The sequence below is a fragment of the Streptosporangium sp. NPDC000095 genome (assembly GCF_042899335.1).
In the GTDB taxonomy this organism is placed as follows: domain Bacteria; phylum Actinomycetota; class Actinomycetes; order Streptosporangiales; family Streptosporangiaceae; genus Streptosporangium.
Genome location: NZ_JBIAZS010000002.1, coordinates 328,388 through 351,058, shown reverse-complemented (window position 1 = coordinate 351,058; position 22,671 = coordinate 328,388). Strand labels below are relative to the sequence as shown.

Here is a 22,671-nt window from a genome sequence, read left to right as displayed (position 1 = left end):
GCTGGTGCTCCCCTCGGCGTTCCGGCCGTCACTTGGCGCCGTTGTCGCGCTTCGGCTCGTCGTCCACGATCTCGGCCTCGACCACGTCCTCGTCGGCCTTCTGCCCGTCGGTGGCGTCCGCGCCGGGAGCGCCGGTCGGGGTCTCGGACCCCTGCGCCTGGGCGTAGATGGCGGATCCCATCTTCTGGCTGACCGTGGCGAGCTTCTCCGCGGAGGTGCGGATCACGGACGAGTCGGTGCCCTCCAGAGCCTTCTTGAGCTCGGCGACGGCCTCGTTGACCTCGGTCTTGATGTCGTCCGGGACCTTCTCGGCGTTCTCGCCGAGGAACTTCTCGGTCTGGTAGACGAGCGAGTCGGCGTTGTTGCGGACCTCGGCCTCTTCGCGACGCTTCTTGTCCTCCTCGGCGTAGGACTCGGCCTCGCGCATCATGCGCTCGATGTCGTCCTTCGGCAGCGCGGAGCCGCCGGTGATCGTCATCGTCTGCTCCTTGCCGGTGCCGAGGTCCTTGGCGGAGACGTTGACGATGCCGTTGGCGTCGATGTCGAAGGTGACCTCGATCTGCGGGATGCCGCGCGGCGCCGGGGCGATGCCGGTCAGCTCGAAGGTGGCCAGCTTCTTGTTGTACGCGGCGATCTCGCGCTCGCCCTGGTAGACCTGGATCTGCACCGACGGCTGGTTGTCCTCGGCCGTGGTGAAGACCTCGGAGCGCTTGGTCGGGATCGTGGTGTTACGCTCGATGATCTTGGTGAAGATCCCGCCCTTGGTCTCGATGCCCAGGCTCAGCGGGGTCACGTCGAGCAGCAGGACGTCCTTGACCTCGCCCTTGAGCACACCGGCCTGCAGGGCGGCGCCGATGGCCACGACCTCGTCCGGGTTGACGCCCTTGTTGGGCTCCCGGCCCGCGGTCAGCTCCTTGACGAGCTCGGCCACGGCGGGCATGCGGGTCGAGCCGCCGACGAGCACCACGTGGGCGATGTCGGAGACCTTGATCCCGGCGTCCTTGACGACCTGGTTGAACGGGCCCTTGCACCGCTCGAGGAGGTCGGCGGTGATCCGCTGGAACTCGGCGCGGGTGAGCTTCTCCTCCAGGTGGAGGGGACCCTCGGCCGAGGCGGTGATGTAGGGAAGGTTGATGGAGGTCTCCGACTGGCTGGAGAGCTCGATCTTGGCCTTCTCCGCTGCCTCGCGCAGGCGCTGCAGGGCCATCTTGTCCTTGGTCAGGTCGACACCGTGCGCGTTCTTGAACCGGTTGGCCAGCTCGTCCACGACGCGCTGGTCCCAGTCGTCACCACCGAGGTGGTTGTCGCCGCTGGTGGCCTTGACCTCGACGAAGCCGTGGCCGTCCTCCTGGCCGACGTCGAGCAGGGACACGTCGAAGGTGCCGCCGCCGAGGTCGAAGACGAGGATGGTCTCGTCCTTCTCCTTGTCCAGGCCGTACGCCAGCGCGGCCGCGGTGGGCTCGTTGATGATGCGCAGCACGTTCAGGCCGGCGATGGTGCCGGCTTCCTGGGTGGCCTGGCGCTGGGCGTCGTTGAAGTAGGCGGGAACGGTGATCACCGCGTCGGTGATCTTCTCGCCCAGGTAGGCTTCCGCGTCCTGCTTCAGCTTCTGCAGGACGAACGCGCTGATCTGCTGCGGGTTGGACTTCTTGCCGTCGATCTCGACGGACCAGTTGGTGCCCATCTCGCGCTTGACCGAGCGAATCGTCCGGTCCACGTTGGTGACGGCCTGCCGCTTGGCGACCTCGCCGACGAGGACCTCGCCGTTCTTCGCGAACGCGACCACGGACGGCGTGGTCCGCGAACCCTGAGAGTTGGCGATGACGGTGGGCTCACCGCCCTCGAGAATCGAGACGACGGAGTTGGTCGTCCCCAGGTCGATACCTACCGCACGTGCCATGAGTACGTCCTTGTAGTCAAAGTTGAGTCGATGGGACTCATGGTGGAACCTCGTGTGAGGTTTGTCAAACGACTTGAGTCTACTGGGCTCAACCTTCTGACGCGCGGCGGCATTCCCGATTTCGGGAGGAAGGCGAAGGCGTGTCAGCGGGCGCCGTCGACCACCTTGCGCGCGCCGAGGGGCTTCTTGAGCTTGACGGTCGTCACCTTCTGGATGGCGATCTCGATGCAGGCGACGTTCTGCGCCTTGCTGCTCGGGCCCTCCCAGAGGGTGACGGTCACCCGCTTGGAGGTCTCGCGCACGGTGACCCGGTCAAGCACGTTGCACGGCTCCACCCCGGACCACCAGACGATCCGCAGGCTACGGCCGTCCTTGGACGGCTTGGCCGTCAGCCACCGCACCTTGCGGGGATTGTCGGTGTGGCCCTCGGGTTTCGTCGGTTTCGGGGTGCCGCTCGTCGTGGGCTCCTCCCGGGGAGCCACGGTGTGGGCCGCCGGCTCGGAGGGGCTGCCCGGGACGGAGGTGGTCTGACTCGCCGGACGCGAGGGGGAGGTGGTGACGGTGGCGCTGGGTTCGGTGCCGCAGCCCAGTGCCAGCAGAAGGCTTCCGGCCAGGATAGAGGTCGCGATCATACGCATACCCCTAAGACGGATCGGGCTCCCGGGCGGTTCAGGACACCCCGATGTCGTCCCGGTAAGACCGCCGGGACGGATGGTCACCCGTCGCCTTCGACTCATACACAGGATGATTCCCGCCGGTGGCGGGGCCGATAGGCTGCGGGGAGTTCCGATCCACGATTTCGAGGTGCTCACATGATCGCGATTCTTGGCACCGGCAAGATGGGAGAGGCCCTGCTGTCCGGGCTGCTCAGAGCCGGGTTCAAGCCGGGCGACGTGATCGCGACGGCACGGCGTGCCGAGCGCGGCCAGGCCCTCGCGGAGCGGTACGGCGTGCGGGTCGCCTCCAACGCCGAGGCGGCGAAGGACGCGGACACGATCATCCTCGCGGTCAAGCCGCAGGACATGGGGTCCCTGCTCGCCGAGATCGCGGGGCACATCCCGGCCGACCGCCTGGTCGTCTCGGCGGCGGCGGGGATCACGACCTCGTTCGTCGAGTCGAGGCTCGGCGCCGACATCCCGGTGGTCCGGGTCATGTCCAACACACCGGTGCTGGTCGACGAGGCGATGAGCGTGATCTCGGCGGGCGCCCACGCCTCCGAGGAGCACCTCAGGCGTGCCGAGGACCTGTTCAGCCCGGTCGGCAAGGTGCTGCGCATCCCCGAGTCGCAGCAGGACGCCGCCACGGCCCTTTCCGGCAGTGGCCCCGCCTACTTCTTCTACCTGGTCGAGGCGATGGTCGACGCCGGCATCCTGCTCGGCATGCCCCGTGCCGCCGCCCTCGACATGGTCACTCAGTCGATCGTCGGAGCGGCGATCATGCTTCGTGACTCGGGGGAGCACCCCGTGATCCTCCGCGAGGCGGTCACCTCCCCGGGCGGTACGACGATCGCGGCCATCGCCGAGCTGGAGCGGCACAGCGTCCGTGCCGCCTTCCTCGCCGCCATCGAGGCCGCCAGGGACCGGGGGCGCCAGCTCGCCGAGGGCTGAGCCCGTCTCCTCCCGTACGCTTCCCGCGGCCGGCCGACCGCCTGGTCGTCTCGGCGGCGGCGACTCCGTCTCCTCCCGCGCGTTTCCCGCGGTCAGAGGACCGCGCGGGTCTCCTCCACCCGGCCTCCTCGTCAGGAGGTATGGCGATCCCAGGAACGCCCGCCGTTCAGGAGGGGCCTGCTCAACGTGCCTGTTAAAGCAATAAATCAAGATATTTCGCTCAGATGAAAACAGGCACGTCCTCCAAGACGGCTGCGTAAACGCCATTCCGTACACGTGCGGTAACGTCGAGCCGGGAGCAGGAAGATCGGGCCGTGACGTGTGGCGTCGCGACCAGACAGGGAGTGCCCATGAGCCGGTCCGTGCGGGTTGTCTGGGACGATGCGCTCACCTCGTACGACTTCGGCCCCGAACACCCGCTCGCGCCCGTACGGGTGGAGCTGACCATGGCGCTGGCCGGGGAGCTCGGCGTGCTGGACCAGGTGGAGATGAGCGGTTGCGCGCCCGCCACCGACGACGAGCTGGCCCTCGTTCACCGGCGCGACTACATCGAGGCCGTCAGGCGGGTCTCCGCCACCGGGCGGCCCGACGTGGCCTACGGGCTCGGCACCACGGACAACCCCGCCTTCGCCGGGGTCCACGAGGCGTCCGCGCTGATCACCGGTGCCAGCCTGGCGGCGGCCCGCGCGGTGTGGAGCGGTGAGGCCGAGCACGCGGTCAACGTCGCGGGGGGCCTGCACCATGCGATGGCCGCCGTGGCGAGCGGTTTCTGCGTCTACAACGACCCGGGCGTGGCGATCGCGTGGCTGCTCTCCCAGGGCGCTTCCAAGATCGCCTACGTGGACGTGGACGTGCACCACGGCGACGGCGTGCAGGCGCTGTTCTACGACGACCCCAGGGTTCTCACCATCAGCCTGCACGAGAGCCCCCGCACCCTCTTCCCCGGCACCGGTTTTCCCGAGGAGCGTGGCGCGGAGGGCAGCGCGGTCAATGTGGCCCTGCCGGCCGGATGCGGCGACAGCGGCTGGCTCAGGGCCTTCCACGCGGTGGTCCCGCCGCTGCTGCGGGAGTTCGCCCCCGAGATCCTGGTCACCCAGCACGGCTGCGACAGCCACGCCCTCGACCCGCTGGCCAACCTCATGCTCAGCCTGGACGGCCAGCGGGCCACGTACGCGGCGCTGCACGAGCTGGCCCACGAGACCGCGGGCGGGCGGTGGATCGTGACGGGTGGCGGGGGATACGAGCTGGTACAGGTGGTGCCCCGGGCGTGGACCCACCTGATCGCCGAGGTGGCGGGCCATCCCCTCGATCCCCGGACGGCCACCCCCGAGGCGTGGCGCACGTTCGTCAAGGAGCGGACCGGCCAGACGGCGCCGTTGACGCTCACCGATGGCCGAAATCCGGAATTTCCGGATTTCTCCGCTGGTTATGACCCAGCAGACCCGATCGACCGGGCCATCATGGCGACGCGGAACTCCGTCTTCCCCTTCCACGGGCTCGATCCCCTCCCGTGACCCATGGCCCCCGATGATCGAAACCGAGGACGAAGTGCCCCTCCCAGCACCCGAGCCGCGACGCGAAGCGTCGCCGACAACGCGAGCCGAGCTTCGTGAGCACCTGATCCGTACCCGGATCGCCGGTGATGTGGCGACCAGCCGGGAGAACAACCTGGACCACTACCGGTCGCTTTCCAACCGTGATCCGCACTACATGTTCGGGCTGACGATGGACGGCGCGTGGTCCTACCGGGACGTGCTGGAGCTGATGGCGAAGTCGGCCGGGGTCGTGGCCGATCCCGGGCACCGGGAGGGGCAGGACACCATCGACCCCGATCGCACGATCGAGGCGACGGAGAAGATGGGCGACACGATCGCCGGTGTGCTCCAGGGGGAGAACCCCAGGATCCTGATCGCCACCGGGCACCCCACCGGCCTGCTCACCGTTCACATGGCCCTGGGCCGGATGCTCAGGGCGCGCGGCGCGACCCTGATGGCACCGGCCGAGGGCTGGTCGTACTGGGGCAGCGGTTTCGGGCGCAGGCGCAAGATCCGTTACATGGACGACGTCGCGATGCTCGACGACAAGGGCGCCTTCGTGCACACGCACGACCCCGCCCCGATGCGCGCCATGATCGCCGAGCTGGGTGCCGACCGTCCCGATCTGGTGATCGCCGACCACGGCTGGGCCGGGGCCGCGGGCGAGGCGGGCATCCTCACGGTCGGATTCGCCGACAGCAACGATCCCGCCCTCTTCGTCGGTGAGGCCGAGGGCAAGATCGCGGTCACCGTCCCGCTCGATGACAACGTGCTACCGAGGTATTACGAACCGCTGACGCACCACCTGGTCGAGAGGGTCGTGCGAGCCCTCTGAGACGGGGGATGCGCAAATTAGGTCATCCCTATACGGGCATTTCGCGCCTGCATTCCACCTACCTCGCCGCCCGTTTGCCAACTTTTTGGGGATTGTGGGCGACTCTAATGGGAGACAGTTGGTCCGTTCCAAGATCAATGTGAGAAGCACGATCAGGCTGCTGGCCAGCGTTTTCATGCGTTTCGCTGACGTGGGACTCCGAGGGCTGAGAAAATAGGGGGTTTGCGTGGCAGGGGTCCCGATTTACGCTGACGGCAGTACACGTGCGTGAGCAATGGCACCAGTGGGGATAACCCGGATACACGTGCGGAAGAGGCGTCCGATGGGTGCAGGCGAAAGACCTCTCAGCGAGGTGAAGTTCCTGACGGTGGCAGAAGTGGCCACTGTCATGAGGGTGTCCAAGATGACTGTGTACCGACTCGTGCATTCGGGCGAGCTGCCGGCCATCCGGGTCGGTCGATCCTTCCGAGTGCCGGAGCAGGCGGTACACGATTATCTCAGGGATGCCTACATCGAGGCAGGTTGAGGCAGGCGAGCTCGACGCGTCGAGCCGAGCGGCCGGGGGGAGTGTTCCGGTCGTGAGGTGAAGGCGCCAGGCCGCTCACGGTCCTGCTCTTTTCCGGTCTGTCGGGGCACGATCTCCGGTACGGCCGCGCGAGAGCCGGGCCTGGCCTCATCGGGGTAGCGACGTGGTCGTCACGTCGTGAGTTCATGCGCCCGGGGTCCCCCCAGGGGCGATCTACCGTGGATCGCCGGTAGTCTGTTGTGCCGGTGTGCTATCGCGCACCGGTTCGACAATCTCGGCTACCAGCTACCTGGGGGTCCCGTGGGCTCTGTGATCAAGAAGCGCCGTAAGCGCATGGCGAAGAAGAAGCACCGCAAGCTTCTGAAGAAGACCCGCATCCAGCGGCGTAACAAGAAGTAGCGCGGATCTGCGAGGCGCCGATGACCCACACCGTGCTTGTCACCGGGGTCTCGCGCCACATCGGCGCCCGAGTGGCGAGCGTTCTCGCGGATGACCCGGACATCGACCGGGTCATCGGAGTGGATACGGTGCCGCCGCCCTCGCTCTCACGTGATGGCGGCGTACCTCTCGGCCGGACGGAGTTCGTCCGCGTCGATCTGCGCAGCCCCGACATCGCCCAGGTGATCGCGGCCGCCGACATCGACACCGTCGTTCACATGAGTCTGGTGAGCGCCCCTCCCCGGAGTGGTGGCCGAGCGCTCATGAAGGAACACAACGTCATCGGCACCATGCAGTTGCTCGGTGCCTGTCAGCGGTCCGCGACGGTTCGCCGTGTCGTCGTGCGATCGACCACCGCCGTCTACGGTTCCTCCCCGCACGACCCCGCGGTCTTCACCGAGGACGCCGAGCCGGGAGAGCCTCCGAGCCGTGGCTACGCCAAGGACGCCTCCGAAGTGGAGGGCTACGTCCGCGGTTTCGCCAGACGGCGGCGCGATGTGGCGGTGTCGACGCTCAGGTTCGCCAACTTCATGGGACCCGGCGTCGACTCACCGCTGACGCGTTACTTCACCCAGCCCGTCCTGCCGACCGTGTTCGGGTTCGACCCGCGGCTGCAGTTCGTCCACGAGGACGACGCGGTCGAGGTGCTGAGGCGGATGGCGATGGAAGACCACCCCGGCACGTTCAACGTGGCCGGAGACGGCGTGCTGCTGCTGTCGCAGTGCGCGCGCAGGGCGGACCTGCTCTCGATGCCCGTCCCCTCCCCCGTCTTCCGTTTCATGGGCGAGCTCGCCCGGAGCGCGGGACTGGTCGGTTTCTCTCCCGAGCAACTCCGCCTGATGTGCCACGGACGCGTGGTCGACACCACCGCGCTGTGCACGGCTCTCGGCTGGAAGCCGAAATTCTCCACCGCCGCCGCCTTCGAGGACTTCATCCGCGCGCGTGACCTGTCAGGGGGCCTGCCCTCCGCCCTGGCGGACATGGTGTCCCGGCCGGTGCCGGGGTGAGCGATACGGCGAACGGCAGCGGGGACGGCGACCACCGGCTGGCCGAGACGCTCGCCTTCCTGCGCCGTCGCCTGACCGGAGAGTACGAGGTCGACGAGTTCGGGTTCGACGCCGAGCTCACCGACAAGGTGCTCCTGGAACTGATCCGCCCGCTGTATCACCGCTGGTTCCGCACCGAGACCTTCGGCATGCGCAACGTACCCGGTGACTCCGGAGCCCTGATCGTGGCCAACCACTCGGGCACCCTCCCCCTCGACGGGCTCATGCTCCAGGTGGCCCTGTACGACGACCACCCCGAGCGTCGCGCGCTCCGTCTCCTGGGGGCCGACCTGGTCTACCGGCTCCCGATGCTCGGCCACCTCTCCCGCAAGACCGGCCACACCCTCGCCTGCCGCGACGACGCCGACCGGTTGCTCCGCAAGGGCCAGATCGTCGGTGTCTTCCCCGAGGGGTTCAAGGGGGTCGGCAAGCCGTTCTCCGATCGCTATCGGCTACAGCGCTTCGGCCGGGGTGGGTTCGTCGCCTCCGCCATCCGCGCGGGTGTGCCGATCGTTCCCTGCGCCATCGTGGGCGCGGAGGAGATCTACCCCAAGATCGGCGACCTGCGCTTCCTCGCCAGGGCCTTCGGCCTGCCCTACCTGCCGATCACGCCGCTGTTCCCCTGGTTCGGGCCTCTCGGGCTGGTCCCGCTCCCGTCCAAATGGATGATCGGCTTTGGCGAGCCGATCCGCACCGACGAACTCGACCCCACCGACGCCGACGACCCCATGCTGGTCTTCAACCTCACCGACCAGGTGAGGGAGTCCGTCCAGCAGCTGCTCGACGAGCTCAGGCTCAGGCGCGGCCACGCCTTCCCGCCCTTCTTCTGAGCCTTTCCGAGGTCTCACGGCACTCTCACGGCACCGCGGCTGTACCACGAAGGGAGAAACAGCCCTCAGCGGCCGGAGCGGTAGAGGCGGCGCAGGGCGACGGCGGCGGCGATACCGCCCGCGAGGGCACCCGCGCCCGCCGCGATGGGCAGGCCGACCATGGTCGCCTTGCGTCCCGTACGGAAGTCCTTGATGTCCCAGCTGTTCTGCCGGGCGAACTCGCGCAGCTCGGCATCGGGGTTGATCGCGGTGGCGTGGCCGACCAGGGAGAGCAGGGGCAGGTCGTTGGCCGAGTCGCTGTAGGCGGAACAGCGGGACAGGTCGAGACCCTCCCTGCGGGCCAGGGCCCGCACGGCCTCCGCCTTGGCGGGGCCGTGAAGCAGGTCACCGACGAGGCGGCCGGTGTAGACGCCGTTCTCGGTCTCCGCGACGGTGCCGAGCGCGCCGGTCAGCCCGAGACGCTGGGCGATCACACGGGCCAGTTCCACCGGGGTCGCGGTGACCAGCCAGACCCGCTGGCCGGCGTCGAGGTGCGCCTGCGCGATGGCGCGGGTGCCCGCCCAGATACGGTCGGCCATCACCTCGTCGTAGATCTCCTCACCGAGCCGGACGATCTCCTCGACCTTGTTGCCCGCCACGAACGCGAGCGCGGTCTCCCTGGCCTCCTCGATGTGCGCGGGGTTCTCGTCGCCGCGGACCCGGAAGATCAACTGGCCGAGCGCGAACCTGAACAGATCCCTGCTGGTGAACAGGCCCCGGGAGGCGAGACCGCGGGCGAAGTGGTAGATGGAGGCGCCGCGCATCATGGTGTTGTCGACGTCGAAGAAGGCCGCGGACACCGGGTCGGGCTCGGCCATCGGCATCGCGACGGCGGCCGCGGCCGCGACCTCGCCGGCCGCGATCTCCCCCACCGTCGCCCGACCGGCTGTTCCCGCCTGGTCCCGCCGTCGTAGTAGCCGCCTCATAGCCACTCAGCTTAACCGCGACAGAGTGGTGAGATCGTTGACGCGCTCTTCGGCATTGATGCCAAAGACTCGGCCAGTGCCGCTCTCGCGACACCCCTGTGGCTTCCTGCTTCACCGACCCGAGCCACCGAGGTGGTCTTACCAGGGTCTCCACAGGCTTTCGGGTTCATGAACCCCGCTCCCGCCCGCCCGGCGGTACCCGACTCAGGCAACGTACCAGGTGACGATCCGTCGTGGCGGCGAATCGGCGCCTCCTGTCCCATCCTGCGAGAGGGACCGCTTCACCTTCGGCGTGAACACTGGATGTGTCGGCCGGATATGGCGCCTTGGAGTCGTATGACGGTCGTATGACGGTCGTGCGGCATCGCGTGAGCCCGGCGGGTGGGATCTCTGGAGAGGGTAACGCGGCCGGGAACGCCCGGAAAGGGACGATCACCCGGTTCTTTTGATCAGCCGTCCACGTGGGAAGGGGCCGTTCTTTCGGGGAGCCGCTATTCGGGTGGGGCGAGGCCCTCGATGTAGTTGAGATAGACGTGGGCCTTGCGCTGGTTCTCCGCGCCCATCTTGGGGATCATCCCGGTGATCTGGGTGCGCTGTTTCTGGACGAAGCGCTTGAGCTCCCTGGCGCGCGTGGAGTCGCGGCGCCGTATCTGCCGCAGGGAGGTCACCGCGGAGCGGGTGGTGTCCTCCATGGCCTGAAGGGTCTCCCCGATCACCTTCTCGCCCTCGCCGGAGCCCAGGAGCTCCTTGACCTCACGGGCGCGGGTCTCGGCGTAGCCGAAGGAGCGGTCGGCCCGCTCGGCGTCGTCGCTGCTCAGGTGGAACAGTGTGTTCTCGGCGGCGCGTTTGAGCGGATAGAAGGTGTCACCGGGCATCGACCGGTAGGTCCCCATCACGGACGCGACCATCGCGACCACCAGGGCGGTGCTGAGCAGTTGCGGGAAAAGTCCCGCACGGGATCTCCGCCGGGAGTGGCGGGGGCCCGTCGGGCGCCGCTCGGGGGTGTCCTCTGCCTGAGGGGGGCGGGTGAGCTGCTCACGGAGCCTGGCGTTGAACTCGGGCCGGGGGCCGGCCGTCATGCGGGCTCCCAGCCGTGAAACACGGTTTTGGATGCGTGCCTGCGACCTCCGTGAGAATCCAGGCAGCCACTTCCCCATGAACGCTCCCTGCCGCCCCCAGCTCATGATCCATCGGTGTCACTTGCCTAACGACGACTCGGCATGGCAGGTTACGCGCTGCGCCGTATCGGCATGGGAACCTCGTCCCCGGCATGGCGGCCGTACCGGAGGGCTGGAGCCGACCGGGGGCGGCGTCGGCGTGCAGGTGTCAGCTGAGGTCCGGGGGCAGCGCGCGGGCCAGGGCGCGGATCGCGCGGAACTGGAGTGCCTTGATGGCGCCGCTCTTCTTGCCCATGATGAGCGCGGTCTCCGCCAGTGACATGCCGTGCAGGAAGCGCAGCACCACGCACTCCTGCTGCTCGGGGCCGAGATCGCGGACGGCGGTGAGCACCCGGTCGCTGATCATCGCGGTGACGACGGCGTTCTCCGGGATGTGCGGGCCGTCGAGCGGGGTGTCGATCACTTCGGCCGTCGTGACCTCAAGACGGTATCTGCCGGACTTGAAGTGATCGGTGATCAGGTTTCTCGCGATGGTCACGAGCCAGGCGCCGAAATCACGCCCCTGCCAGGTGAAGTCCGTGATCCTGCGGAGCGCGCGGAGAAAGGTCTCGCTCGTGAGATCCTCGGCCAGCGGATGTGAGCCGACCCGGAAGTAGATGTAGCGGTACACCAGGGTGAGGTAACGATCATAGAGCGTGCCAAAAGCATCCGAGTCTCCGGTCTTGGCACGCAAAACGAGCCTCCGGAGTTCTTCGGAGGCATCCTCACGCACGGTGAGGTCGCTGCTGCGGACGGGTCGGGTTACCCCGGTCGTCGTAGGGAGGTGCCCGGCGAGCGGCCACGTTTCAGGCATCCGGTATCCCTGAGGGGAGGGGGTACGGCGTGCTCGCTCACTCTAGAAATCATCTAGTAATTCCACAATCCACTTTGGAATGTCGTGACTGGGGGTAACCGCCGTATACGGTGTTGGGTCGGTCGTTTCGGACCGGCTCCGGGAGCCGACTCAGGGTTCGGCTACCGGTTGGGGGGTAATGTCCGGCAGCATTGGAGACACCATGGAAGTCCTCGTCGCTGTCATCGCCTTCGCCGGTGCATTGCTCGCAGCCATCGCCACCGGCGCTCTCATCAGCCGTCTCCGCAGTGAGCCCAAGGGCTGGCTGATCGCCTGGAGCATCACGACGGCGTCTCTCGCCGTCTCACTGGGAGTAATCGCCACCGGCTATTTGATCGGGTTTGGGACGGGCACGTTCCGGATTTATCAACTGACCGGATCCATGCTGGCGCCCCTGTGGCTGATCGTCGGGGTCATCCAGTTACTGGCCCGTAAGAGTGCGGTCAGATTCTCCTCCTGGCTCCTGGGGATCGCCCTCACCGTCATCGCCACGGTGATCCTCGCGGTCGACCCCGTCCTGCAGGAGAAGGACTTCACCAAGGCCCTCCCGCTGGGTGGTCGCCACTGGGGCCTGCCCCCGGCCTCCCTGCTCCTCGCCGTCCATGTGATCGTCGCGCTCGTGCTGCTGGGCGGGCTGGTCTTCGCGGTCGTCCGCTGGCGCGGCGGTGACGACTACGACGCCGACAACATGCACGCGCTCCTGGTGCTCGCTCCCACCGGCCTCGCCCTCGTCGGTGCCGTCAGCTTCGCGGTGCCCGGGATGTTCACCGCGCTTCTGCTCTTCGTCACCGCCGCCGCGGTCTGGTACGTCGTGCTGCGCCCGCTCGCGCCCTACGAGGACGACGACGAGGAGGAGGAGGGCGACGAGTGGGAGGACCGCCCTGCGCCCCGTCGCCCCGAGTACCAGCCCCGTGACGTGCAGGTCGCCGGCCGCCGCGTGACCCCGGAGACCCCTCCCGCCCGGACTCTGGCCGAGGAGACGCCGCGCCGCTCCGGTCTCGGCGACCTTGTGGCCGAGTATCGGGCGGGCGAGCAGGACGTCGACTACGCTGCGCGCATGCGGCAGCAGCCCTCCCAGGGCGATGACAGGTTCGGTGGTCCGGCCACGGGGATGTTCATGGCGGGCGAGTACGGAATGCCGCCCGCCGACCAGCCGCCCGCCGCCGACCCGGGCAGGCGCGGCGGTGATCCCGGAAGGCAGTCACCGCCGCCGGTGACCGGTCAGTTCGGCATGTCGAGCCCCGGTCCCGCGACAGGGGAGTACAACATCCCCGCCCATGAGTTCGGCAGGCACGGTGCCCCGGGACCCGGCAGGTCCGCGGGCCCTGGCACCGGGGAGTTCGGCAGGCCCGGGGGCACGGGGGAGTTCGGCAGGCCCGGGGGCACCGGGGAGTTCGGCAGCCCCGGAGGTACGGGGGAGTTCGGCAGGTCCGCGGGTCCCGGCACCGGGGAGTTCGGCGTGCCGGGCGTGCCGGGCGCCGGCAGGCAGGGCAGCCTCCAGCCCATGCCCGCCGACCAGGCTTTCGGCGGCGCGCCCTCCCCGGGCTCCGAGCGGGGACGCGGAGGGTCCAGGGGATATGACCGGGAGGGCTCCCCCGGCTACGAGCAGCCGTTCGGCGGCGCCGCTCCCTCGACCGGCGCCCTCTATCCAGGCGGTCCGGGAATGCCGGGGGGCGCCGGTGACCTGCCGGGCGGCTCGAACCGTCCATCACCGAGCATCTTCGGCCTGCTCACCGTCTTCACGCTGCTCGACGGCACGGGCGAGAGGTTCGACCGGCTCGCCGAGGAGACCGTCGATTCGGTACGCCGCTCCGAGCCGGACACGCTCGTCTACACCTGTCACTCGGTGAAGTCGGCGCCCCTTCAGCGCATCGTCTACGAGCTCTACCGTGACGAGGTCGCCTACGCCGACCACCAGCGCCAGTCCCACACGCAACGTTTCGTCACCGAGCGTCAGACGATGGTGCTCGCCACCAATGTGATCGAACTCACTGTGAACGCCGCGAAGGTGATGCCGCTTCCGATGGCCTTCAGGTCGTGAGCGCGGGCCGGCCGTGTGGGGTCGGCCGGCGGGCGTCCGACTGGTGGTGATCGGGCCGACCCTCCACCGGGCCGGGGTGATCACGTTTTTCCGGCGACGGCCGGGGGCGACCACGTCGGCCGCCCACCCGCCGGGGCGCTGCGGTTGTGTCGCGCATCGCGGGAGACGCGGGAAACGACCTTGGGGACGAGCGGCGCCGTTCAGGGACGAAGAGCGTCCTTGTCCTCAGATGCCGAGGCCCTCAGGCGCCGAGGGCGGCGCGGAGACGGCTCTCGTCGACGCGCCAGAAGTCGTGCTGCACCCCGTCGACGAGGGTGACCGGGATCATCTCCCAGTAGCGGGCCTCATCCTCGGCGGAGGCCGTGATGTCGCGCTCCTCCCACGGGACACCGAGTTCGGTGGCGACCCGCTCGATCACCGCCCGTGCGTCGTCGCACAGGTGGCAACCGGGTTTGCCGAGCAGGGTGATGCGATGGTCTCGCGGTGACATGACCGTCACGGTAGCCGAATCGCGGCGCCGCGCCGACTCTCGTGGCGAGCGGTGAAGATCCGGGCCGGGGCGGGGAAAGGCCCGGCGGAACGGGGGCGCGTGCCCGTGGGAGGCGCGGGTCCTGGACCTGGCGAGCGGGCGAAGACGCACAGGTCCGGGCCTGACGAGCGGGTGAAGACGCACAGGTTCGAGGCCTGACGAGGGGGCGGGGAGAGGACCGGCGGGGGGTGCGGCCAAGATTGTGAACACTCACTTTGTGCATCGGTTCACAAAAGGACTAACCTGAATGACAGTGGTTTCACCTCGTCATCCGTCGCGTCCGGGCCGCGCCGGCCGCCTGTCCCCCTGGAGCTCCGGCACGTGATCCGCCGTCTGTCCCAAGCCCGCGACCGCGGCATCCCCGAGGCGACCGTCGCCCGGCTGCCGCTCTATCTGCGAGCGCTGAACGGCATGGCCGAGCGTGGCCTGGCGACCGTGAGCTCGGAGGACCTCGCCGTCGCGGCGGGCGTCAACTCGGCCAAGCTGCGCAAGGATCTCTCCCACCTGGGGTCGTACGGCACCCGCGGGGTCGGTTACGACGTCGAATATCTCATCTACCAGATCTCCCGCGAGCTGGGCCTCACCCAGGACTGGGCCGTCGCCATCGTCGGAGTGGGTAACCTCGGGCGTGCGCTCGCCAATTACGGCGGGTTCGTCTCCCGCGGGTTCAGGGTCGCGGCGCTGCTCGACGCGGACCCCGAGGTGGTGGGCGACCACATCGCGGGATTGAATGTGGAGCACATCGACGAGCTGGAAGCCGTGATAACACGGCGGGGAGTGTCGATCGTGGTGCTTGCGACTCCGGCCACGGCGGCCCAGCAGGTGGCCGACCGGGTCATCGCCATGGGGGTCACCAGCATCCTGAACTTCGCCCCTGTCGTCCTTTCCGTGCCAGAAGGCGTGGATATCCGTAAAGTCGACCTATCGATTGAACTCCAGATCCTGGCGTTCCACGAGCAACGCAAGGCGGATCGGATGACTGGGGGGCCCGTGATGGCCGAGGAGTGGCCCGAGGCGGTGGACTTGTGAAGAGGCACGGCACACGGGTCGGCGGGCACGTCATCTCCCGGCTCCTCCGGACGAGCATGAGCACGACGGGCGTGTTGACCGCGACGTATACCGGCGGGACGAGCCGGAGAGCGGATCACGTCCTCTCCCGGAAGGCCGGTGGGGGCCGATGAGCGTTCTCGTCGTCGGCCTGAGCCACCGGACGGCACCGGTGGCCCTGCTGGAGCGGGTCTCCGTCTCCGGTGACTCGCTGGTGAAGCTGCTCCAGGACGTCCAGCAGGACGCCCACGTCGCTGAGGCCATGGTCGTCTCGACCTGCAACAGGGTCGAGGTCTACGTCGAGGTCGACCGGTTCCACGCCGCGGTGACCTCGATCTCCGGGTTGCTCAGCACCCACTCCGGCGTCCCCATGGAGCAGCTGGCCTCCCACCTCTACGTGCACTACGAGGACCGTGCCGTCGAGCACCTGTTCTCCGTCGGTTCCGGCCTCGACTCGATGGTCGTGGGAGAGGGACAGATCCTCGGCCAGGTGCGTTCGGCGCTCAGGCTCGCCCAGCAGGAGGGCACGCTCGGCCCCACGCTCAACGAGCTCGTCCAGCAGTCACTGCGGGTGGGCAAGCGCTCCCACACCGAGACCGGCATCGACCGGGCGGGCGCCTCCCTCGTCGGGGTGGGGCTCACCCTCGCCGAGCGCGCTCTCGGTCCCCTGACGGGGAAGCGGGCCCTGGTGGTCGGCGCGGGCTCGATGAGCGCCCTGTCGGCCGCGACCCTGCAGCGGGTGGGCGTCACCGACATCGTGGTGGTGAACCGGACCCACGACCGCGCGGTGCGGCTGGCGCGGACGGTCGGCGGCAGGGCCGCCGGATTCGGCGACCTGGCGGCCGAGCTGGCGGAGGCCGACCTGGTCATCTCCTGCACCGGCGCCACCGACGTGGTCATCACGGCCGACATGGTGGCTCCCCGTGAGACGTTCCTGCTGGACCTGGCCCTGCCGCACGACATCGATCCCGCCGTACGGCGGCTGCCCGGTGTGACGCTGGTCGACCTGGAGTCCATGCAGGAGGGTGAGGCCGACGCCGGCACCGACGACGGCGGTCGCGCCGAGGCGGTCGTCGCCGTGCGCGAGATCGTCGCCGAGGAGGTCACCGCCTACCTGTCGGCCGAGCGCGCCGCGCGCGTCACGCCGACCGTGGTGGCGCTGCGGAGCAAGGCGGCCCAGGTGGTCGAGGCGGAGCTCGGACGGCTCGTCGCGCGGGTGCCCGACCTTGAGGGGCGCGTGAGGGACGAGGTCGGGCAGACCGTGAGGCGCGTGGTCGACAAGTTGCTCCACGAGCCCACCGTGCGTGTCAAGCAGCTGGCGGAGTCCCCGGCGGGTGATCATTACGCGGAGGCGCTGCGGGAGCTGTTCAATCTTGACCCGAAGGTGCCAGAAGCGGTGAGGCGCGTCGAGACGATCGATGCCGAGCCGGGTAGGAACACCGAGCCGAGCAAGAAGGAGGCAGACCTGTGAGCAGCGTTTCCTCTCCGCTCCGGCTGGGGACGAGGCGGAGCGTCATGGCGACGACGCAGTCCGGCCTGGTCGCCGCCCGCCTCACCGAGCTGACCGGCGCGGCCGTCGAGCTGGTCGGTGTCACCACCTTCGGCGATGTGACCAAGTCCGACCTCACGCAGCTCGGCGGTACCGGGGTCTTCGTCAGCGCGCTGCGCGACAAGCTGATCGAGGGTGCGATCGACTTCGCGGTGCACTCCCTGAAGGACCTGCCCACCACGCCCGACCCGCGCGTGGTCATCGCGGCGATCCCGCCGCGCGACGACCACAGGGACGCCCTGGTGAGCGTCGCCAAACTGGCCGACCTGCCGCCCGGCGCGGCGATCGGCACGGGATCACCGCGGCGGATCGCCCAGCTTCGGGTGATTCGTCCTGATCTTGATTACGTGCCCATCCGCGGTAACGCCGACACCCGCATCGGCAAGGTGACCTCCGGCGAGCTGCAGGGCGTCGTGCTCGCCGCCGCCGGGCTCGGCCGGCTGGGCCGCGATGCCGAGATCTCCCAGATCTTCGAGGTCGAGGAGATGCTGCCCGCCCCCGGGCAGGGGGCGCTGGCCGTGGAGTGCCGCTCCGACCGGGCCGACCTGGTCGAGTTGCTGAGCGTGCTCGACGACGCGCGCACCCGCGCGGCGGTCACCGCCGAGCGCGCGGTGCTCAACGCCCTGGAGGCGGGGTGCGCCGCCCCGGTGGGCGCGTACGCGGCCGAGAACGGGCACGATCTGATCCTGACCGCCGCTGTCGTCGCCGTCGACGGCAGGCGAGCGGTGCGCAAGTCCACCGCCGGAAGCTCTTCCACGCCCATGGATCTCGGTCGCGACCTCGCGGCCGAGATGATCGCGGAAGGGGCCGGCACGTTGATAGGGGAGCGAGCACATTGAGCTCCGGAAGTACCACCTTCGAGCGCCCGTCCGGGTTCGTCGCCTTCGTCGGGGCCGGCCCCGGTGATGAGGGCCTGCTCACGCTGCGCGGCGCCGACCTGCTTTCCAAGGCGGACGTCGTCATTCTCGACCGGGAGGCGTACGGCCCGCTGTTGCGTCACTGCCGTGAGGGCGTCGATGTCGTCGACGCGGCCGAGGACGGCGCCGTCTCGCTGAAGGTCGTCAAGGCGGCCAAGGGCGGGAGCTGCGTCGTACGGCTGTGCGCGGGCGATCCGATGTTCTTCTCCTCGATCACCGAGGAGGTCGCGGCCTGCGCCAAGGCGGACGTGGAGTTCGAGATCGTGCCCGGTGTGCCGCCGGCGACGGCGGTGCTCACCTACGCGGGGATCCCCGCCGCGGTCTCGGTGCCCGAGTTCCGGGTCGTGGACGCGACCCAGATCGACGACTGGGCCGCGTACGCCACCGGATCGAGCACTCTGGTGATCTACAACGGCGTGGCCGAGGCCGTTTCGATCGGAAAGGCGCTGATCGCGGCGGGCCGCCCCGACTCGACGCCCGTGGCGGTGAGCAGCGCGGGCACCACGACCGAGCAGCACACCGTGGTGACCACGCTGGGCAGGCTCGCGCCCGATCTCAAGCACGCCGGGATGGCCGAGCCCGCGCTGATCGTGGTCGGCGAGGCCGTCGGCATGCGCGACCGGCTGTCGTGGTTCGAGACCAAGCCGCTGTTCGGCTGGCGGGTGCTCGTCCCCAGGACCAAGGAGCAGTCGGCCGGCCTGGTCGAGCAGCTGCAGTCGTACGGCGCGGTGCCCGAGGAGGTCCCCACGATCTCCGTCGAGCCGCCACGCACCCCGCAGCAGATGGACCGCGCGATCAAGGGCCTGGTCACCGGACGCTACGAGTGGGTGGCGTTCACCAGCGCGAACGCGGTCAAGGCCGTGCGTGAGAAGTTCGAGGAGTACGGCCTGGACGCCCGCGCGTTCGCCGGGCTCAAGGTCGCGGCCGTGGGCGAGAGCACCGCGCGGGCGCTGGTGAGCTTCGGCGTCAAACCGGATCTGACGCCGACCGGCGAGCAGTCGTCGGAGGGCCTGCTCGCCGAGTGGCCGCCGTACGACTCGATGCTCGACCCGATCAACCGGGTGCTGCTGCCCCGCGCCGACATCGCGACCGAGACGCTCGTGGCGGGCCTCACCGAGCTCGGCTGGGAGTGCGACGACGTGACCGCCTACCGGACCGTCCGTGCCGCGCCGCCGCCCGCCCCGACCCGTGAGTCCATCAAGGGCGGCGGGTTCGACGCGGTGCTGTTCACCTCGTCGAGCACCGTCCGCAACCTCGTGGGCATCGCGGGCAAGCCGCACAACGTCACGGTCATCGCCGTGATCGGCCCGCAGACCGCCAAAACCGCCGAGGAGTTCGGGCTCCGCGTCGACGTCATGGCCGACAAACCTTCGGCTTCCGCCCTCGCGGCGGCGCTCGCCGAGTATGGTGCCAAGCAGCGGCAGGCCGCGGTCATGGCGGGGGACACCCCTCGCAGGCCCTCGCAGACCCGGCGGGGAGCCCGGCGCCGCGCGAAGTAACCTTGAAAGTGGTCGCCGCCCGCGCACGACGGGCGGGCCGGCCGCGTTCGACGGCCCCCGGCGAGCGTCGCGGGCCGTGATCGGCGTTGCGGTGACAACGCGATCGGTTTCATGATCGGCGTTGTGGTCGGCGGCATGATCGGTGCCGCGTCGAGTGGTGAGTCAGGAACACACAACCGAGATCCTCCGGCCCGCGATTCCGTTACCGGCCGGGGGGAGGGGAAGCACCATGACGGCTCAGTTCCCTGTCGCGCGTCCGCGCAGGCTCCGTCGTACGGCGTCGATGCGCCGGATGGTGGCCGGGACCCGGCTGCACCCGGCGGAGCTCGTGCTGCCGATGTTCGTGAAGGAGGGCATCACCGAGCCGAATCCGATCGGCTCGATGCCCGGGGTGTTCCAGCACACCCGTGACTCGCTGCGCAAGGCCGCCCACGAGGCCGCCGAGGCCGGGGTCGGCGGGCTGATCCTGTTCGGCATCCCCGAGGTGAAGGACGGCCGGGGCTCGGCGGCCGACGACCCGGAGGGAATCGTCCAGCGCGCCGTCGCCGACCTGGTCGCCGACGTGGGCGACGCGCTGGTCGTGATGACCGACACCTGCCTGGACGAGTTCACCGACCACGGGCACTGCGGCATTCTGACCCCCGAGGGTGAGGTCGACAACGACGCCACCCTGGAGCGCTACGCGTCCGCCGCGGTGGCCCAGGCGCGGGCCGGATCGCAGGTCATCGCGCCGAGCGGCATGATGGACGGCCAGGTCGCGGCGATCAGGGCGGCCCTGGACGGCGACGGCTTCGAGCAGGTCCCGATCCTGGCGTACTCGGCGAAGTACGCCTCGGCGTTCTACGGCCCGTTCCGCGAGGCGGCCGAGTGCGCTCCTCAGTTCGGTGACCGCAACGCCTACCAGCAGGACGCGGCGGGACCGGTCGGTGAGGCGCTGCGCGAGGTGAGACTGGACCTCGACGAAGGCGCCGACGCCGTGATGGTGAAGCCCGCGCTGGCCTACCTCGACATCCTGCGCCAGGTGCGCGACGCCGTGGACGTGCCGGTGGCGGCGTACCAGGTCAGCGGTGAGTACGCGATGGTCGAGGCCGCGGCGGCGAACGGCTGGGTCGACCGGGACCGGGTGATCATGGAGTCGCTGGTCGCGATCCGCAGGGCGGGGGCCGACATGATCCTCACCTACTGGGCCACCGAGGTGGCGGGGAAGCTGAGGTGAGACCGGCGGCGCGTGCCGAGAACTGGAGGTTCGCCGCTTGATGGAGATGCGGGTGCGTTAGAGTGCGATAACCGGTGCGGATGTGTCCCAGGTGGCGTAAACCCTGGATATTCGACGTTCCCACTGACCAAAGTGTGGACAGGTCGACCGCATCCGGGGTGCACGCGGGATGCGCGGACGACGGAGGACACGATGGTCGGGGTACCGATGGTTCGTCGAAGTAGGCGGCATGGCCATCCGAAGCAGATGATCAACTTTGTGCTGGAGTACGCCGCCCTGGGCTGGGCGAGCTGTCCCGGCGCGAAGCCGCTGAAGGGCGGTTCGCGCTCCTGTTCCTGCGACAGGATCGGCTGTCCCGACCCGGGGGCACATCCGCTCTCGCGGGCCTGGCAGATGCAGGCCACCACCGACCCGGCCCTGCTCACCAACTGGTGGCGGTACGAGCCGGAGGCGAACGTGATCCTCCCCACGGGACGGGTGTTCGACGTCTTCGACGTACCGCTCGCCGCGGGGCGCACCACCCTCGCGAACATGGACTCCGCCGGAGTCGCCTCGGGCCCGGTCGCCGTCAACGGCGACCGGGCCCTGTTCTATGTGGCCACCAGGAACGCCTCCGACGACGAGGACGAGTGGTGGACCTGCGCTCTGGACTTCGGGCCCTCCACCATCGAGGAGATGCCCGGCCTGCGCTGGCACTGCCGAGACAGCTACGTCCTCGCCCCGCCCTCGCTCCTGCCGACCGGTGGGTCCGGCTCGTGGCTGCGCCCGCCCGACGGACGCCCGCTGCCCGACCCGCTGCGCGTCCTCGACTGGCTCGCCGACACCTGCGAGTGACGCTTTTTCCGGGGGTCCTTCGGTGACTACTACCCTGGAGGGCGTGAGCCGTACTGAGAACTCCGAGGCCCTGTTCGCCCGCGCACGTGAGATCGTCCCCGGAGGCGTCAACTCCCCGGTCCGAGCCTTCGGCGCCGTCGGCGGGACACCGCGCTTCATGACCTCGGGGCAGGGGCCCTACATCGTCGACGTCGACGGCAACCGCTACGTCGACCTGGTCTGCTCGTGGGGGCCGATGATCCTCGGCCACCGGCACCCCGCCGTGATCGAGGCCCTTCAGGAGGCGCTGCGCGACGGCACCTCGTTCGGTACGGCGACGCCCGGTGAGGTCGAGCTCGCCGAGGAGATCGTCGCCCGCGTCGAGCCGGTGGAGAAGGTCCGCCTGGTCAGCTCCGGTACCGAGGCCACCATGTCCGCGGTGCGGCTGGCCCGGGGGTTCACCGGCCGGTCCAAGATCGTGAAGTTCGCGGGTTGCTACCACGGTCATGTAGATGCCCTTCTCGCCTCGGCAGGCTCCGGCGTGGTGACCTTCGGTTTGCCCGATACTCCGGGGGTGACCGGTGCTTCTGCTGCCGACACCGTGGTGCTGCCGTACAACTCGGTCGAGGCGGTCACCGAGGCGTTCCAGACCTTCGGCGCCGAGATCGCGTGTGTGATCACCGAGGCGTGCCCGGCCAACATGGGCGTCGTCCCGCCGCTCGACGGGTTCAACGCCACGCTGCGCGAGCTGTGCACCGCGCATGGCGCCCTGCTCATCGTCGACGAGGTGCTCACCGGGTTCCGGGTGTCGGAGTCCGGCTGGTACGGGCTCGACCCGGTCGAGGCCGATCTCATGACCTTCGGCAAGGTCATGGGCGGAGGGCTGCCCGCCGCCGCGTTCGGCGGGCGCGCGGACGTGATGGCGCACCTGGCCCCCGAAGGGCCGGTCTACCAGGCGGGCACCCTGTCGGGAAACCCGCTCGCCTGCGTCGCCGGCCTCGCCACCCTGCGCGCCTGCGACGAGGGGGTCTACGACCAGGTCGACGCCGCCGCTCTGGTCATCGGCCGCGCCGCCGCCGACGCCCTCTCGGCGGCCGGGGTGCCGCACCGCCTGCAGCGGGCCGGGAGCCTGTTCTCCATCTTCTTCACCGACGAGCGGGTCACGGATTTCGACATCGCTCAGAAGCAGGACACCGCCGCCTACCGGGCGTTCTTCCACTCGATGCTGGAACAGGGCGTCTACCTGCCTCCTTCGGCGTACGAGGCGTGGTTCTTGTCCTCCGCTCATGATGATGAGGCTCTTTCCCGTATTGCTGAGGCGCTTCCCGCTGCCGCTAAGGCCGCGGCGCAGGCCGTCTGAGCCGTTCT

At 69.3% G+C, this 22,671-nt stretch carries 21 protein-coding genes; 15 read left to right on the top strand and 6 right to left on the bottom strand.

Going from position 1 to position 22,671, the window contains the following annotated elements; all coding sequences use genetic code 11:
* Window positions 1-28: 28 nt before the first annotated feature.
* Both dnaK and ACFY3V_RS06990 read right to left on the bottom strand, forming a co-directional pair.
* A complete protein-coding gene (gene dnaK / locus ACFY3V_RS06995; RefSeq protein WP_350942579.1) occupies window positions 29-1,900 on the bottom strand; it encodes a molecular chaperone DnaK in 1,872 nt (623 codons plus the stop codon).
* Between the two features lie 143 nt (window positions 1,901-2,043).
* Complete coding sequence (locus ACFY3V_RS06990) at window positions 2,044-2,532, bottom strand: hypothetical protein (protein WP_350942580.1); 489 nt, start codon at window positions 2,530-2,532, stop codon at window positions 2,044-2,046.
* Window positions 2,533-2,712: 180 nt separating this feature from the next.
* Here ACFY3V_RS06990 and proC point away from each other — a divergent pair, with 180 nt between their 5' ends.
* The 7 genes from proC to ACFY3V_RS06955 all read left to right on the top strand — a co-directional run bounded on the left by proC (window position 2,713) and on the right by ACFY3V_RS06955 (window position 8,717).
* Window positions 2,713-3,507 (top strand): pyrroline-5-carboxylate reductase, encoded by a 795-nt coding sequence (proC, locus tag ACFY3V_RS06985; RefSeq protein WP_350942581.1) that lies wholly within the window; start codon window positions 2,713-2,715, stop codon window positions 3,505-3,507.
* Between the two features lie 350 nt (window positions 3,508-3,857).
* A complete protein-coding gene (locus ACFY3V_RS06980) occupies window positions 3,858-5,021 on the top strand; it encodes an acetoin utilization protein AcuC (protein WP_362896850.1) in 1,164 nt (387 codons plus the stop codon).
* Window positions 5,022-5,034: 13 nt separating this feature from the next.
* Window positions 5,035-5,877, top strand: a complete 843-nt coding sequence (locus ACFY3V_RS06975) for a phosphatase (RefSeq protein WP_350942583.1) — start codon at window positions 5,035-5,037, stop codon at window positions 5,875-5,877.
* A 322-nt stretch (window positions 5,878-6,199) separates the two neighbouring features.
* Complete coding sequence (locus ACFY3V_RS06970) at window positions 6,200-6,403, top strand: helix-turn-helix domain-containing protein (RefSeq protein WP_012887307.1); 204 nt, start codon at window positions 6,200-6,202, stop codon at window positions 6,401-6,403.
* Window positions 6,404-6,703: 300 nt separating this feature from the next.
* A complete protein-coding gene (locus ACFY3V_RS06965) occupies window positions 6,704-6,802 on the top strand; it encodes a 30S ribosomal protein bS22 (protein WP_018654693.1) in 99 nt (32 codons plus the stop codon).
* Window positions 6,803-6,822: 20 nt separating this feature from the next.
* A complete protein-coding gene (locus ACFY3V_RS06960; RefSeq protein ID WP_350942584.1) occupies window positions 6,823-7,848 on the top strand; it encodes an NAD-dependent epimerase/dehydratase family protein in 1,026 nt (341 codons plus the stop codon).
* Complete coding sequence (locus ACFY3V_RS06955; protein WP_362896849.1) at window positions 7,845-8,717, top strand: lysophospholipid acyltransferase family protein; 873 nt, start codon at window positions 7,845-7,847, stop codon at window positions 8,715-8,717. The genes ACFY3V_RS06960 and ACFY3V_RS06955 overlap by 4 nt, the downstream gene beginning before the upstream one ends.
* 65 nt (window positions 8,718-8,782) lie before the next feature.
* Here the strand turns inward: ACFY3V_RS06955 and ACFY3V_RS06950 are convergent, their stop codons facing one another.
* The 3 genes from ACFY3V_RS06950 to ACFY3V_RS06940 form a co-directional block, all read right to left on the bottom strand.
* Complete coding sequence (locus ACFY3V_RS06950) at window positions 8,783-9,580, bottom strand: HAD-IB family hydrolase (protein WP_350943544.1); 798 nt, start codon at window positions 9,578-9,580, stop codon at window positions 8,783-8,785.
* A gap of 593 nt (window positions 9,581-10,173) precedes the next feature.
* On the bottom strand, window positions 10,174-10,761 hold the full coding sequence (locus tag ACFY3V_RS06945) for a DUF5667 domain-containing protein (RefSeq protein ID WP_389770800.1): 588 nt from the start codon (window positions 10,759-10,761) through the stop codon (window positions 10,174-10,176).
* Between the two features lie 247 nt (window positions 10,762-11,008).
* Entirely contained in the window at window positions 11,009-11,653 is a 645-nt protein-coding gene (locus tag ACFY3V_RS06940; RefSeq protein WP_362896847.1) for a sigma-70 family RNA polymerase sigma factor, read from the bottom strand.
* 202 nt (window positions 11,654-11,855) lie between these two features.
* Between ACFY3V_RS06940 and ACFY3V_RS06935 the strand changes: the two genes are divergently transcribed.
* Window positions 11,856-13,733 (top strand): hypothetical protein, encoded by a 1,878-nt coding sequence (locus ACFY3V_RS06935; RefSeq protein ID WP_389770796.1) that lies wholly within the window; start codon window positions 11,856-11,858, stop codon window positions 13,731-13,733.
* Between the two features lie 241 nt (window positions 13,734-13,974).
* On the opposite strand, the gene ACFY3V_RS06930 is transcribed toward ACFY3V_RS06935, so the two are convergent.
* Window positions 13,975-14,223 carry a glutaredoxin family protein gene (locus ACFY3V_RS06930; RefSeq protein ID WP_350942589.1) on the bottom strand — a complete coding sequence of 83 codons (249 nt, stop codon included), beginning with the start codon at window positions 14,221-14,223 and terminating at the stop codon, window positions 13,975-13,977.
* A 360-nt stretch (window positions 14,224-14,583) separates the two neighbouring features.
* Between ACFY3V_RS06930 and ACFY3V_RS06925 the strand changes: the two genes are divergently transcribed.
* From ACFY3V_RS06925 to hemL, 7 genes are all read left to right on the top strand, one after another.
* Window positions 14,584-15,291 carry a redox-sensing transcriptional repressor Rex gene (locus ACFY3V_RS06925; protein ID WP_350942591.1) on the top strand — a complete coding sequence of 236 codons (708 nt, stop codon included), beginning with the start codon at window positions 14,584-14,586 and terminating at the stop codon, window positions 15,289-15,291.
* A gap of 148 nt (window positions 15,292-15,439) precedes the next feature.
* Window positions 15,440-16,780: a glutamyl-tRNA reductase gene (locus tag ACFY3V_RS06920; protein ID WP_362896845.1), complete on the top strand. Its 1,341-nt coding sequence runs from the start codon at window positions 15,440-15,442 to the stop codon at window positions 16,778-16,780.
* Between the two features lie 44 nt (window positions 16,781-16,824).
* Window positions 16,825-17,697, top strand: a complete 873-nt coding sequence (gene hemC / locus ACFY3V_RS06915; RefSeq protein ID WP_389770790.1) for a hydroxymethylbilane synthase — start codon at window positions 16,825-16,827, stop codon at window positions 17,695-17,697.
* Window positions 17,694-19,274 carry a uroporphyrinogen-III synthase gene (locus tag ACFY3V_RS06910; RefSeq protein ID WP_362896843.1) on the top strand — a complete coding sequence of 527 codons (1,581 nt, stop codon included), beginning with the start codon at window positions 17,694-17,696 and terminating at the stop codon, window positions 19,272-19,274. The genes hemC and ACFY3V_RS06910 overlap by 4 nt, the downstream gene beginning before the upstream one ends.
* Window positions 19,275-19,503: 229 nt before the next feature.
* A complete protein-coding gene (gene hemB / locus ACFY3V_RS06905) occupies window positions 19,504-20,490 on the top strand; it encodes a porphobilinogen synthase (RefSeq protein WP_362896842.1) in 987 nt (328 codons plus the stop codon).
* Window positions 20,491-20,682: 192 nt separating this feature from the next.
* Complete coding sequence (locus tag ACFY3V_RS06900) at window positions 20,683-21,324, top strand: bifunctional DNA primase/polymerase (protein ID WP_350942598.1); 642 nt, start codon at window positions 20,683-20,685, stop codon at window positions 21,322-21,324.
* A 43-nt stretch (window positions 21,325-21,367) separates the two neighbouring features.
* Window positions 21,368-22,663: a glutamate-1-semialdehyde 2,1-aminomutase gene (gene hemL, locus ACFY3V_RS06895; RefSeq protein WP_362896841.1), complete on the top strand. Its 1,296-nt coding sequence runs from the start codon at window positions 21,368-21,370 to the stop codon at window positions 22,661-22,663.
* The last annotated feature ends 8 nt before the right edge of the window (window positions 22,664-22,671 follow it).